This is a genomic window from Roseateles aquae, from assembly GCF_032337115.1.
In the GTDB taxonomy this organism is placed as follows: Bacteria; Pseudomonadota; Gammaproteobacteria; order Burkholderiales; family Burkholderiaceae_C; genus Roseateles_C; species Roseateles_C aquae.
In genome coordinates this window covers 912,844-926,706 of sequence record NZ_JAVXZY010000001.1, presented here as the reverse complement: position 1 = coordinate 926,706, position 13,863 = coordinate 912,844, and the positions used below count along the sequence as shown (strand labels likewise).

The window sequence follows — 13,863 nt, the reverse complement described above, 5'->3', positions numbered from 1 at the left end:
GGCGGAGCGCCGCAACGTCATGCGTCTGTCCGAGATTTCCATCCGTCGTCCGGTCTTTGCGACCGTCATGTCCCTGCTGCTGGTGTTGGTCGGCCTGGTGTCGTTCGGCAAGCTGAGCCTGCGCGAATACCCACGCATCGATGAGCCGGTGGTCACCGTCTCGACCCGGCTGGTCGGTGCCTCGTCCGAGGTGATCGAGAGCCAGGTCACCAAACCGTTAGAGGATTCGATCGCCGGCATAGACGGCGTCGACATCGTTACCTCCAGCTCGCGCTCCGAATCGAGCCAGATTTCGGTGCGCTTCAAGCTGGAGAAAAACCCCGACAACGCCGCCGCCGATGTGCGCGACCGCGTCGCCCGCGTGCGCGGTCGGCTGCCCACGGCGGTTGATGAACCGGTGGTCGCCAAGGTCGAGGCCGATGCCCAGGCCACGCTGCGCATCGTTTTCAGCAGCGACACGCTGGACCCGCTGGAGGTCACCGATCTGGTCAACCGTGTCGTCAAGCCGCGGCTGCAGACGATTCCCGGCGTGGCCGATGTCGAAACCGGCGGCGACCGCGTCTATGCGATGCGCGTCTGGCTCGATGCCGACCGCCTGGCCGCCTACCGCATCACGGTGCAGGATGTTGAAGACGCGCTGCGCCGCCAGAACCTGGAAGTGCCGGCCGGCCGCATCGAGAGCCAGCAGCGCGAGTTCAACGTCACCGCGCGCACCGATCTGAACACGGTGGCGCAGTTCGAGCAGATCGTGCTGCGCAGCGTCAACGGCTATGCGGTCAAGCTGCGCGATGTCGCGCGGGTCAGCGAGGCCGCCGCCAGCGAACGCACCTTGATCCGGCTGAACGGCAAGACGGCGGTGTCGCTGGGCGTGATCAAGCAGGCCACGGCCAATCCGCTGGAGGTCTCGGCGGCGGTGCAGGCCCTCTTGCCCAAGCTGCGCCGCGATCTGCCCGACACGCTGCAGGTGCTGCTGGCGGTGGACAACGCCGTCTTCATCGACCGCTCGATCCAGTCCGTCTATCACACCATCGGCGAGGCCGTGGTGCTGGTGGCGCTGGTGGTGTTCGTCTTCTTGCGCACGCTGCGCGCCTCGGTGATCCCGCTGGTGACGATCCCGGTCAGCCTGATCGGCGCCTTCGGCATCATGGCCGCGGCCGGCTTCACGGTGAACACGCTGACGCTGCTGGCCCTGGTGCTGGCCATCGGCCTGGTGGTCGACGATGCCATCGTCGTGCTGGAAAACATCTTCAGCCATATCGAGGCCGGCATGTCGCCGTTCCAGGCGGCCTTGAAGGGCGCGCAGGAGATTGGCTTTGCGGTGGTGGCGATGACGCTGACGCTGGTGGCCGTGTTCGCGCCGCTGGCCTTCACGCCGGGGCGCACCGGGCGGCTGTTCGTCGAGTTCGCGCTGACGCTGGCCGGCGCGGTGCTGGTGTCGGGCTTCGTCGCGCTGACGCTGACGCCGATGATGTGCTCCAAGCTCTTGCGCCATGTCGAGGCACCGACCCGCTTTGACCGCGGGATGGAGCGGCTGCTGGTCTGGATCAGCGATCGCTATGCGGCGGCGCTGCGCGCGGCGCTGTCGGCGCGCTGGGCGGTGGTGCTGGTGATGCTGGCCTCGGCCGGCGCGAGCGCCTGGCTGTTCCTCAATGCCAAATCGGAACTGGCGCCTATCGAGGACCGCGGTGTGATCGTGATGCCGGTCTCGGCGCCCGATGGCTCGACGCTGGCCTTCACCGGCCGCTACCTGGAAGCCATCGAGCGCCTCGGCGGCCAGTATCCGGAACTGGACAAGCGCTTCATGATTGCCGGCGCGCCCAATGTGGCCAGCGGCCTGGCGATTCTGCGCACGGTGGACTGGAGCGAGCGCCACCGCAGCACGCAGGAGCTGGCGCGGCTGCTGATCCCGCAGGTCAGCCTGTTGCCCGGCGTCAACGCCTTCCCGACCACGCCACCCAGCCTGGGCCAGGGTTTCATCTCGCGGCCGGTCAACTTCGTCCTCGTCACCGGCGACAGCTACCAGAACATCGCCCAGGTGACCCAGCGCTTCATCGCCGAGATGGCCAAGAACCCGGGCTTTGTGCAGGTCGACAACGATCTGCGCCTGAACAAGCCGGAGCTGTTGCTGGAGGTGGATCGCGAGCGCGCTGCCGATCTGGGCGTGCAGGTCGATCAGGTGGCCCGCACCATCGAGACCATGCTGGGCAGCCGCGCCGTGACACGCTACAAGCGCAGCGCCGAGCAGTACGACGTGCTGGTGCAGACCGAGAACGAGCGGCGCACAACGCCGCAGCAAATCGAGCGCCTGTTCGTGCGCGGCAAGGGCGATGCGCTGGTGCCGCTGTCCAGCCTGGTGAAGCTGCAGGAGGCGGTCAGCCCGCGCGAGCTGAACCACTTCAACCAACGCCGCGCCGTTGTCATCAGCGCCAGCCTCGCGCCCGGCTTTGCGCTGGGCGACGCACTGAACGCGATGGACAAGATCGCCGAGCAGGTGCTGCCGGCTGGTTATGCGACCGAACTCAACGGCGTGTCGCGCGAGTTCCGCTCGTCCAGCGGTGCGCTGGGCCTGGTGTTTGTGCTGGCGCTGCTTTTCATCTTCCTGGTGCTGGCGGCGCAGTTCGAGAGCTTTGTCGATCCGCTGATCATCATGTTCTCGGTGCCGCTGTCCATGGTCGGCGCGCTGGCGGCGCTGCAGCTGAGCGGCGGCACGCTGAACGTTTATTCGCAGATCGGTCTGATCACGCTGGTGGGCCTGATCACCAAGCACGGCATCCTGATCGTGGAATTCAGCAATCAGCTGCGCCAGCAGGGGCGTGAGGTGCAGCAGGCGGTGGTCGAGGCCGCGGCGATGCGCTTGCGCCCCATCCTGATGACCACCGGCGCCATGGTGCTGGGCGCCTTGCCGCTGGCCCTGGCCAGCGGGGCCGGGGCCGAGAGCCGCCAGCAGATCGGCTGGGTCATCGTCGGCGGCATGAGCCTGGGCACCTTGCTGACCATCTTCGTCGTGCCGACCATGTATTCGCTGTTCGCGCGTCGGGGTATTCCTGGCGAGATCCGCACGCCGGCGCTTGAAAGCCCGGCCAGCTGAGGGCAGGGCGTCAGGCCGGAGGCTGATCGTCAGGCCAGCTGGGATGCAACAGCGCGAACAGATCGTGATCGCGCCAGGCACCGTTGATGAAGAGATAGCGCTTGCTGTGCCCCTCCAGCGCAAAGCCCAGTCGCAGCAGGGTTGCGCGGCTGCGTGCGTTCTCGGGCCGCACGCCGGCCTGGATTCGGTGCAGGCGCACGCGCTCGCTGAACATTTCGGCGCAGCCGGCGCGCAAGCCTTCGGCCATCAGGCCCTGACCTTGCAGTTGCGCGTCCAGCGAATAGCCCAGGATGGTGTTCTGAAAGGGGCCGCGCGAGACCTGCGAAAAGTTGCACTGGCCGATCACCCGGTCGGGCGCCTCACGCAGGCAGATCAGGTAGCGGTAGCCGCTGCCTTGTTCGAAGGCCTGCCCGGCCAGCGCCAGGCGCTCGCGCACCGCCTCGGTGTCAAAGAAGCCGGGCGGGCTGGGCGGATCCCAGGGCGCCAGATGGGCGGCGTTGCGCAGATGAAAGTCGGCCAGCGCTTCGGCCAGTGCGGGGCCGGCGGCGCGCAGCAGCAGCCGGTCGGTGTAAAGGGTGGTGGAGGCGGCCATCGCGAAGGGCCTGCGACGCGCTGTCGCAGGCAGGATTGATGTTCGGGGGCGGGATTCTGCCTGCAGATCGAAGGTTCTGCTGTGCGGTCCGGGCTCAGCGTGCAGGCGGCTGTGCCGTCAGGCCGCGGTAATCGCGCAGCCCCTGCAGATCCAGCACCGAGATGCCGCGCCGTTCAACGGTTATCAAGCCCGCCGCTTCCAAGGCCTGCAAGGCAATATTGGCGCGCTGGCGCGATACGCCGGCGAGCTGGCCCAGCTCCGACTGGCGCAGGTCCAGATAGCGGCCCGGCTCGGGATACAGCTCGGGGTTGAACAGCCCGGCCAGGCAGCGGGCGACGCGGGCGCTGGAATCGAGCAGCCGGTCCTGGCTGAGCAGGGCGATGAAGCTGCCCATGCGCGCGCTCATCAGGTTTTGCAGATAGTGGTTGAAGGGGATGCTGGTGTTGCGCAGCCACTCGAAGGTGTCGCGTGGCAGCAGGGCAACCTGGCTGTCGCGCATGGCGATGGCGTCGTACTGCCAGCGGCCGCGCTTGATCAGCGTGCCCTCGCCAAACCAGCCGCCGGCGGCGGTGCTGATCAGCGTGGTCTCGCGGCCATCGGCACTGCTGACGCTCATCTTGGCCAGCCCGCTGATCAGGCCGACCCAATGCTCAGCGCTCTCGCCGACGCGGACGATGGCCTGCCCGGCGCTGAACTCGCGCTCGCGTGCTTCGGCCAACACCTTTTGCATCTCCAGACTGCTGAGATTGCGGCCCCAGATGGACTTCTCAAGCATCTCGTGCAGGGTCATGGCGGCAGGCAGGCCCGGGTACAGCAGGCGCAAACGGTGGCGATGCGCTGGATTCTAGAGAGCTGGATCGCCCAGCCCGAGGCTTTGGCCTGTATTTGGCGTGACTTTGGCGGCAGATGTCGGCTTAACGCGTCAAATTTGCGCCCGACTGCGGTCTGCCGGTCCTCCGCGCCAGCCGCCTCGGCCTGTGCGAGGCCACGCCCTACAATGCCGCAGCACAGTCTGAGGGACAGCGTTTATGAGCATCAAGAGCGACAAGTGGATACGCCGCATGGCCGAACAACACGGCATGATCGAACCGTTTGAGCCGGGCCAGATCCGCCACAACGCGGCCGGCGAGAAGATCGTCAGCTACGGCACCTCCAGCTATGGCTACGACATCCGCTGCGCGCCCGAGTTCAAGATCTTCACCAACATCCACAGCACCGTCGTCGATCCGAAGAACTTCGACGAGAAGAGCTTCGTCGACGTCGAGGGCGACTACTGCATCATCCCGCCCAACAGCTTCGCGCTGGCCCGCACCGTCGAGTACTTCCGCATCCCGCGCAATGTGCTGACGATCTGCCTGGGCAAGAGCACCTATGCCCGCTGCGGCATCATCGTCAACGTCACCCCCTTCGAACCCGAATGGGAAGGCTATGTGACGCTGGAGTTCTCCAACACCACGCCGCTGCCCGCCAAGATCTATGCCGGCGAAGGCTGTGCCCAGGTGCTGTTCTTCGAAAGCGACGAGGTCTGCGAAACCAGCTACAAGGATCGCGGCGGCAAGTACCAGGGCCAGCGCGGGGTGACGCTGCCCAAGACCTGAGGCAAGGCGCCTGATTGCAATAACTTGAATGGAAAAAGCGGGGCTTTCCCCCGCTTTTTCACATTTAAGTTTGGCGCCGCCCGCGCATCATCTAGCCCATCAGCACTGACGCTTGACGAGGCCCCAGATGATCATCCCGCTGCACCTGTATTCCGAGCGCGCACCGGCACCGCTGGAGTTCTTCGACGCCCGCCATGGCGATCCGCGCTACCTCGCGGCGCTTGATGCCGGCCTGCTGCCGCAGCAGCATGTCGAGATCGGCCTGACGGTCAGTGGCGCGGTCGAGGGCGGTGAGTTGCAGCGCTTCGCCGAGTTGATGCAGCTGGAACGCCTGCCGCTGCAGCCGACAAGAATGATCTACGACCGGCTCTATGCCTTCGAGCGTCTGGCCGCAGCCCATGCCAGCGCCAATCCCGATTTGCAGGCTCAGGCCCTGCAGCTGTTCGACAGCTACCAGGCCCGGGGCGAATGGATTGGCTTGATCCACTGACACGGCCTTTTTCGCCTGAACAGCCAAGCCCTCCTTGCGAGGGCTTTTTTTTCGGCTCTTTGGGCGTCAAGTGTGGATGCTCTGGAAACAGCCAAGGGCAAGCACAGAGGCACAAAGACACGGAGAAAAGCGCAGCAAACCTTTGTTCCCTCTGTGAATTCCTCTGCAACTCTGTGGTTTGTTCTGGCTGATCAACAGCTAACGCGCAAAGAGCTTTTTTCGTCCATGGGGCGCTTCACAAGGCCGTCAGCCAGTCGCAGCGCAGGCGGCCGGCGCGGTGCAGGCGCTTGCGGCCGCCGACGTACCAGTTCGGGCTGGTGAAGCCCAAGAGGCACAAGGGCAGGGCGGCCCATTGCTGGGCCAGCAAGGCGCCCGGCACCGCCACCCAGCCGAGCAGCCAGCAGACCAGCACCAGATTCCACACGCCCAGCTCCACCGGGTGGTAATGCGCATGCAGCAGCAGCCAGCGCTTCACTTGCATCAGCTGGGTCAGGTCCATGGTGCGCTCCTGCGGTGGGGTATGGGAATTTGTCAGTTTGGTGTCAGACATTTATCGGCCATCGCCGGCCTTTTCTCCATCCTTCATTGCAGGGGCTCGCCAAAGAAGAAGGGCCAGGGATCGAGCCTGGCCTGGGGTTGCCCCCGGTGCCCTCTGCCACAGGGCGATTTGGGCGATCTGCGTTATCGTCGCAGGCTTCGTCCTACAGCAAGACTCCCCCCATGAATCGACTCAGCAAGCCCATTTCACTGGCCCGCTTTGCGCTGGCGCCGCTGGCCCTGTCCATCGGCTTGGCGCAGGCCAATGAAGGCATGTGGATGCCGCAGCAGCTGCCGCAAATCGCCAAGGATCTGAAGGCCACCGGTCTGGCCATCGATCCGGCCAGCCTGTCCAAGCTGACCGAATTCCCGATGGGCGCCATCATCAGCCTGGGCGGCTGCACCGCGTCTTTCGTCTCGCCGCAGGGCCTGGTGGTGACCAACCATCACTGCGCCTACGGCAGCATCCAGTACAACTCGACGCCGGTGCGCGACCTGCTGAAGAAGGGTTTTCTGGCCCAGAGCCTGGAAGAGGAGTTGCCGGCCGCGCCGGGCAGCCGCGTCTATGTGACCGAGGCGGTGCGTGATGTCAGCGCGCAAATTCTCGACGCCAAGACCACCGCGCTCAAGGGCAAGGTCCGCAGCGATGCGATCGAGGCCAACCAGAAGAAGCTGGTCGCTGAGTGCGAGCAGGACAAGGGCTACCGCTGCACCGTCTCGCGCTTCTATGGCGGGCTGGTGTTCCAGCTGATCAAGCAGCTGGAAATCCGCGATGTGCGGCTGGTCCATGCGCCCGCCGATATGGTCGGCCGTTTTGGTGGCGAGACCGACAACTGGGTTTGGCCGCGCCACACCGGCGACTACAGCTTCTACCGCGCCTATGTCGGCCCGGATGGCAAGCCGGCCGACTACAACCTGGCCAACAAGCCCTATGCGCCCAAGTTCCACCTGAAGCTGGCCAGCGAGCCGCTGAAGGAAGGCGATTTCGTGATGGTCACCGGCTACCCCGGCGGCACCGATCGCCACCGCCTGCCGACCGAGGTGGACTTCAATTTCGGCTGGGAAGCCCCCGAGCTGATCCGCATCTTTGGCGAGGCGCTGGAGCTGATCAAGCAGGAGACCGCCGGCCGTCGTGAGGCCGAGATCAAGCTGGCCGGCTTGGTGCAGGGCTATGGCAACAGCTTCAAGAACATGCAGGGCCAGCAGGAAAGCTATACCGGCAGCGACATCCTGGCCCGCAAGACCGCCGCCTTCCATGAGCTGAAGGCCTGGGTCAATGGCGACGCCAAGCGCAGCGCGCAGTACGGCGCCAGCATCGCTGAGATTGAGCGGCTGTTGGCCGAGCGCCAGTCCGTGGAGAAGCGCGAACTGCTGTTGAACTTCAGCAACCCGCTGCTGCTGACCACGGCACGCAGCCTCTACCAACAGGCGCAACAAAACCTGAAACCCGATGCCGAACGCAGGCCCGGCTTCCAGCAACGCGACGCATTGCGCCGCCGCCAGGGCCTGGAGGCGCTGGAACGCCGCTACGACGAACAGACCGACATGCGCCTGGCCTCGCACTTCCTGGCGCAATACCTGGCCCTGCCGGCCGATCAGCTCAATGCCACGCTGCTGAAGACGTTGGGCGTCAGCGCCGGCATGGACGAGGTGGCCGTCAAGGCCAGGCTCGGCGCGCTGTACGCTGGCAGCAAGCTGGGCGACAAGGCCGAACGCCTGGCCTGGCTGGGCAGAAGCGTGGACGAATTCAAGGCCAGTTCCGACCCGTTCATCGCTGCCGCCGTGGCACTGTATGAGGACGACGAGGCGCGCGATGCGCGCAACAAGGAGTTGGGCGGCCATATCCAGCAGGCCTATGCCGGCGTGATGAAGGCCCTGATCGCCTTCAAGGCCAGCCGCGGCCAGGCGGTCTATCCGGATGCCAACGGCACGCTGCGCGTCAGCTTTGGCAAGGTGGCCGGCCGCGCGCAGGGCACGATAGACGGCACCAGCTGGTCGGCCTTCACCACGCTGCGCGGCATTCCTGCCAAGCACACCGGCAAGGGCGATTTCGATGCACCGGCCCAGCAGCTCGCTGCCATCAAGGCGCGCCAGTTCGACAAGTACCGTGCGCCGGAGCTGGATTCGGTGCCGGTCAACTTCCTGGCCACGCTGGACACCACCGGCGGCAACTCCGGCTCTCCGGTGCTGAACCGCAAGGCCGAGCTGGTCGGCCTGCTGTTTGACGGCACGCTGGACGCGGTGATCTCCGACTGGGACTTCAACCCCAAGACCACGCGCAGCATCTGCCTCGATGCGCGCTACATGCTGTGGCAGATGAAGGTGGTCGACAAGGCCGACAAGCTGCTCAAGGAGCTGAATGCGCTCTGAGCGTACCTTGCGCGGACTTTGAGCGCACGCTGAGCGCCGAGCTCAGCGCTGGCGCTGCGATGAGGGTCAGGTGTTGCCCTCAAGGCTGACAACAATCCCCGCACAGACGGCTGTCTGGCGGGGATTTCTCTTGGCGGGATCAATCGTCGTCGGATTGATCAGCGTGCCGGCCGCAGGATCTCCGGCCCGACCTGGCTGAGCTGGGTATGGCCGGTGAAGGCCATGGTCAGGTCCAGCTCCTTGTGGATGATTTCCAGCGCCTTGGTCACACCGGCCTGGCCCATGGCGCCCAGACCGTAGAGGAAGGCGCGGCCGATATAGGTGCCGCGTGCGCCGAGGGCCCAGGCCTTCAGCACATCCTGGCCGCTGCGGATGCCGCCGTCCATATGGACCTCGATCTGCGAGCCGACCGCGTCGACGATGGCCGGCAGCGCCTGGATGCTCGATTCGGCGCCGTCGAGCTGGCGGCCGCCGTGGTTGCTGACGATCAGCGCATCGGCGCCCGAGGCCACGGCCAGCCGGGCGTCCTCGACATCCTGGATGCCTTTGAGGATCAGCTTGCCGCCCCAGCGCTTCTTGATCCACTCGACATCGGCCCAGGACAGCTGGGGGTCGAACTGCTTGGCCGTCCATTCCGACAGCGAGCCCATGTTCTCGACGCCCTTGACGTGGCCGACGATATTGCCGAACTGGCGCCGCGGCGTGCCCAGCATGCCCAGGCACCAGCGTGGTTTCGTAGCCAGGTTGATCAGATTGGCCAACGTCGGCTTCGGGGGCGCGGACAGGCCATTCTTGATGTCCTTGTGGCGCTGGCCGAGGATTTGCAAATCCAGCGTCAGCACCAGCGCGCTGCAGCGGGCGGCGCGGGCGCGCTCGATCAGACGCTCGATGAAATCGCGGTCGCGCATCACATAGAGCTGAAACCAGAATGGCGCCTGGGTATGGGCGGCGACGTCCTCGATCGAGCAGATGCTCATCGTCGACAGCGTGAAGGGCACGCCGAAGGCCTCGGCCGCGCGTGCAGCGAGGATCTCGCCATCGGCGTGCTGCATGCCGGTCAGCCCGGTCGGTGCGATGGCCACCGGCATGGCCACCGACTGGCCGATCATCGTCGTCGCGGTGCTGCGGTTTTCCATGTTCACCGCGACCCGCTGGCGCAGCTTGATGGCCTGGAAGTCCGCGCTGTTGGCACGGTAGGTGCTCTCGGTCCAGCTGCCGGAGTCGGCGTAGTCGTAGAACATCCGCGGCACGCGTTGCTGGGCCAGTTGTCGCAGGTCTTCGATGCAGGTGATCGTGGGCATGGTGCTCCGGCAGGGCAAGGGTGAGGGCTGCGCCGATGCTAGTGGCAGGCATGGCGCAGCAGCTGAACTTTGCTCAGCCAGCTTTGAATTTTTTTCCGCACCGGACGCTAGGGGCCTGCAGAGCGTGACACGCGCGCCGGCCTAGGCCTTGGGCTCGGCCGGCGGCTTCAGCGGCAGCCGCATGCTGACGCAAAAGCCCTTGCTGGTGGGCGGCAGGCTGATGCTGCCATGCAGTCGGTTGACGATGTCCTGCACGATGAACATGCCCAGGCCCGAGCCGCCCTGGCCGCGCTTGGTGGTGAAGAAGGGTTCGAAGACATGGGCACGCACGGCTTCGCTGACGCCGACGCCGTCGTCGGCAAATTCCAGCTGCACCATCTCGCCCTCGCGGCGCGCGCTGATGGTGATCTGGCCGCCGTCGCCGCGCACAAAGCCATGGGTCAGGCTGTTCATGATCAGGTTGGAGACGACCTGGGTCAGCAGTCCGGCGGCCACCGTCATCTGCAGGCCATCTTCCAGCTTCAGCTCGACCTGGGCGCGCGCCTTGCGCAGCGCCGGGCCGTGGATGGTGACGACCGAGCGCAGATAGTCGCCCAGGGCGATCTCTAGCACCTGGCCGCTGCTCTGGTCGACGGCGACGCGCTTGAAGTCGCCGATCAGCGCCGCGGCGCGCTGCAGATTGCGGTCGATCAACTCGGCGCTGGCGCCAATCTGCGTGCACAGGCGCTGCAGCTCGTTGCGGCTGACCTTCTCGGCCCACAGCGCGCGGTTGAGCTGCTTGGCGGCTTCGTCCATGCCGGAGGCAGCGGTGATGGCCACGCCGATTGGTGTGTTGACGTCATGGGCGATGCCGGCCACCAGGCGGCCCAGCGCGGTGATCTTTTCCTGCTCCATCTGGGCGCGGGCCTGCTTGGCCAGAGACAGGTCCAGCGCCAGCAGCAGCCGCTCGTAGAGCTTGGCGATATGGCTGGCGCGCAGGGCGTCCTGGCGCGTCCAGGCGCGCAGCTGGTGCTGTTCCAGCCACAGCAGGGCGGTGCAGCGCCCCTGCACGGTGAGGGCCAGTTCGATGCGCGACTGCGCCGCGCCCTGCAGCGCGGCCAGTTCCTGGTGGCAGGGGTGCAGGCTCAAATCGGCCAGCGCCAGTGCACCGGTCTGGGTGGCCATCAGTGCCAGGTAGCGTGGTGCGCCGGCGAGGTTGCCGGCCGGTTGGCCGTCCCAGCGCAGTTCGCGGAAATCGTGCTTGGCTTCCTCGTCCCACCAGAAGCGCAGGCCGTCCAGCCCCAGCGCGGCGCGCACGGCCTCGGCCATGGCCTCGACGGCCCGTTGGAAGTCTTCGGCGTTATCGACCGGCCAGTGCTGGTTGGACAGTTCGAGCAGCTGCTCTTCCGGCCCTTTGTGGCTGAGGTCGTACTGCGCCAGCTGGCCGACCTGTTCGGGCAGCTGGTGGCGGGCCAGCTCGGCCTCGACGCCTTGATGCAGCCAGAGCTGCTCCAGCGCCGCGCCCAGCTTGCCCTGCGACTGGTAGAGGCGGGCCAGCGCCCGATGAGCCGCGCTTTGCAGCCGCCGGGCACCGATGCGCTTGGCGATGGCCAGGCTTTGTTCACCGGCACGCAGCGCTTCAACGGCATCGTCACGGCTGAAGGCCAGTTCGCAGAGCGTGGCGCTGGCACTGGCCTGCAGCCAGGCGTAGCCGATGCGCAGCGCCAGGCTCAAGGCCTGCTGGCAGCGCAGCAGCGCCCCGTCGACATCGCCACGGGCCTGGGCGCAGCGCGCCAGGTACCAGAGCGCCTCGGCCTGGTAGTCGCGGTGGCGCGCGCGCCGGGCCGCCGCCAGACCTTGGCTGAACTGACCATCGGCCTCGGCAAAAGCCTGCTGGTTGAACAGCCCGACGCCCAGGTTCAGGGCCAGTTTGCCGGCCAGGTAGGCGTCGTCAAGACCGGCCATCAGGCCCTGGGCATCGGCATGGAAACGGTGGCCGCTGGCCCAGTCGCCCAGCGCGTAATGGATCTGGCCCAGGCCGATGCGGGCATTGACGCCGGTGCGGGCATCACCGGCCACGGCGGCGAGATCGACCGCGGTCGACCATTGCTGGGTGGCCTCGCCATATTCGGCGCGCAGGTAGTGGATGCGGCCCAAGGCCTCGTGCAGCCGGGCGGCCAGCTGCGGGGCATGCAGCTGGCGGGACTGCTCCAGCGCGCTGTGCAGGCGCTGCCAGAGCTCACCGCCACGGCCCAGCCGCTCCAGCACGAAGAACTGGCCGCAGACGGCCTCCAGTGCGGTCGCCGGGTCGGCCCCTTCGGGCGCCAGACAGGCGGCCTCGATGTGCTGGTACAGCGGCAGTGCCAGCCGGGGGTGGGCCAGGGCCACGGCGTGCAAGCGAGCCAGCGTCATGGCGCTGTCCTGGCCCTGGCCTGGCTGAGACGCTTCAGGGGAAGCAAACTGCATGGGAAATCCTTGCCTGACGCCGGCACGCCCAGGGCATGCCGTGGCGGCTTGCGAGCCAGCATACCGATGTTTGGCCCGCTCGGGCAGCGCTCACTGTCCCTGGGACGCGCGGGCGCGGCGTCAGAACAACGACAGGTTCTCGGGCTTGGGGCCGCTGTCGACACGGCGCGTCGGGCGGCGGGCCGGAGCGGGATCGCCCGGCCGTGACAGGCTGCCCACCCGCACGCCCAACAGGCGCAGGCGCTGGCTCAGGTCCACCCGCTTCAGGCAGGCGCCGGCGGCCTGGCGAATCGTCTGGGCGTCCTGCGTGGGCAGATCCAGGGTCAGGTCGCGGGTGACGGTGCGAAAGCCGACGAAGCGCAGCTTGATGCCGATGGTGCGGCCGAGATAGCCCTTGCGGGCCAGATCACCGGCCAGCTGCTCGCACAGCCGGGTGAAGATGGCGCCCAGCTCGGCGCGGTCTAGCTTGGCGTGCAGATCTCTCTCAAAGGTGGTCTCGCGGCTGATTGACACCGGCTCGCTGTGTGTGACCACCGGCCGCTCGTCGCGGCCATGGGCGGCCTCGTGCAGCCAATGGCCGTAGCTGCGACCGAACTGCGCAATCAGCATCTGCGGATCGGCGGCGGCCAGTTCGCCAACGGTCTCAATGCCCAGGCTTTCCAGCTTCGCGTTGGCCTTGGGCCCGATGCCATTGATCTTGCGCACCGCCAGCGGCCAGATGCGGCTGGGGATCTCGTCGGCGCGCAGCAGGGTCAGGCCATCGGGCTTGTCGAGCTCGGAGGCAATCTTGGACAGCAGCTTGTTCGGCGTCACGCCAATCGAGCAGGTCAGCCCGGTAGCACGCTGCACCGCGTTCTTGATCTCCCGCGCCACCGCCCGCACGCCGCCTTGCGGGTCGTGGCCGACCGACTCGCGCACGCCGGGCACCTCGCTCAGATCGATATAGATCTCGTCGATGCCGCGATCCTCGATGACCGGCGCGATCTCGGCCACCGCCGCCTTGAAGAGTCGCGAGAAATGCCGGTAGCGATCGAAATCGGTGGGCAGCAGGATGGCGTCGGGCGCGCGCAGCGCCGCCTTCATCAGGCCCATGCCCGAGAACACGCCCAGGTCGCGGGCGGCGTAGGTGGAGGTGGTGATGACGCCGCGGCCGGTGTAGTCGCGCAGCCGGGCATACTGGCGGCTGCCATCGGGCAGGGTCTTGGGTTCATGCATGCGCCGCCCGCCGACGACCACCGGCAGGCCCTTGAGCTCCGGGTAGCGCAGCAGCTCGACGGACGCATAGAAGGCGTCCATGTCCAGATGTGCGATCAGGCGCTCGGGCAGCGTGGGGGTGTGCGGGCTGGCCATGCCACATTGTCGTGCCTGAGGCGGCCCGATCCTGTCAGCAGTGTCGCGCACTTCATGCTGTAATTTGCCCGCTTTGCTCAGCATGGAAGGCG

At 66.7% G+C, this 13,863-nt stretch carries 10 protein-coding genes; 4 read left to right on the top strand and 6 right to left on the bottom strand.

Translation table 11 applies throughout. The features are described 5' to 3' along the window. Positions 1–19: 19 nt before the first annotated feature. On the top strand, positions 20–3,088 hold the full coding sequence (locus RQP53_RS04040) for an efflux RND transporter permease subunit (protein WP_315648786.1): 3,069 nt from the start codon (positions 20–22) through the stop codon (positions 3,086–3,088). A gap of 10 nt (positions 3,089–3,098) precedes the next feature. Here RQP53_RS04040 and RQP53_RS04035 read toward each other — a convergent pair whose 3' ends face one another. Together RQP53_RS04035 and RQP53_RS04030 are read right to left on the bottom strand one after the other, a co-directional pair. After that, entirely contained in the window at positions 3,099–3,680 is a 582-nt protein-coding gene (locus RQP53_RS04035; RefSeq protein WP_315648785.1) for a GNAT family N-acetyltransferase, read from the bottom strand. Positions 3,681–3,774: 94 nt separating this feature from the next. After that, positions 3,775–4,455 (bottom strand): Crp/Fnr family transcriptional regulator, encoded by a 681-nt coding sequence (locus RQP53_RS04030; protein WP_315648784.1) that lies wholly within the window; start codon positions 4,453–4,455, stop codon positions 3,775–3,777. A 253-nt stretch (positions 4,456–4,708) separates the two neighbouring features. On the opposite strand from RQP53_RS04030, the gene dcd reads away from it, so the two are divergent. Both dcd and RQP53_RS04020 read left to right on the top strand, forming a co-directional pair. After that, a complete protein-coding gene (gene dcd / locus RQP53_RS04025; RefSeq protein ID WP_315648782.1) occupies positions 4,709–5,278 on the top strand; it encodes a dCTP deaminase in 570 nt (189 codons plus the stop codon). A gap of 127 nt (positions 5,279–5,405) precedes the next feature. Next, entirely contained in the window at positions 5,406–5,768 is a 363-nt protein-coding gene (locus RQP53_RS04020; protein ID WP_315648781.1) for a hypothetical protein, read from the top strand. Positions 5,769–6,003: 235 nt separating this feature from the next. Here the strand turns inward: RQP53_RS04020 and RQP53_RS04015 are convergent, their stop codons facing one another. Continuing rightward, the gene (locus tag RQP53_RS04015; protein WP_315648779.1) at positions 6,004–6,267 is read right to left on the bottom strand and encodes a hypothetical protein; all 264 of its coding nucleotides are present in this window, start codon (positions 6,265–6,267) and stop codon (positions 6,004–6,006) included. A gap of 221 nt (positions 6,268–6,488) precedes the next feature. On the opposite strand from RQP53_RS04015, the gene RQP53_RS04010 reads away from it, so the two are divergent. Continuing rightward, positions 6,489–8,675: a S46 family peptidase gene (locus tag RQP53_RS04010; protein ID WP_315648778.1), complete on the top strand. Its 2,187-nt coding sequence runs from the start codon at positions 6,489–6,491 to the stop codon at positions 8,673–8,675. Between the two features lie 158 nt (positions 8,676–8,833). On the opposite strand, the gene RQP53_RS04005 is transcribed toward RQP53_RS04010, so the two are convergent. From RQP53_RS04005 to dinB, 3 genes are all read right to left on the bottom strand, one after another. Beyond that, a complete protein-coding gene (locus RQP53_RS04005; RefSeq protein WP_315648776.1) occupies positions 8,834–9,976 on the bottom strand; it encodes an alpha-hydroxy acid oxidase in 1,143 nt (380 codons plus the stop codon). Between the two features lie 141 nt (positions 9,977–10,117). Further along, positions 10,118–12,421 carry a HAMP domain-containing sensor histidine kinase gene (locus RQP53_RS04000; RefSeq protein ID WP_315648774.1) on the bottom strand — a complete coding sequence of 768 codons (2,304 nt, stop codon included), beginning with the start codon at positions 12,419–12,421 and terminating at the stop codon, positions 10,118–10,120. A gap of 120 nt (positions 12,422–12,541) precedes the next feature. After that, complete coding sequence (gene dinB, locus RQP53_RS03995) at positions 12,542–13,771, bottom strand: DNA polymerase IV (protein ID WP_315648773.1); 1,230 nt, start codon at positions 13,769–13,771, stop codon at positions 12,542–12,544. Between the last annotated feature and the right edge of the window lie 92 nt (positions 13,772–13,863).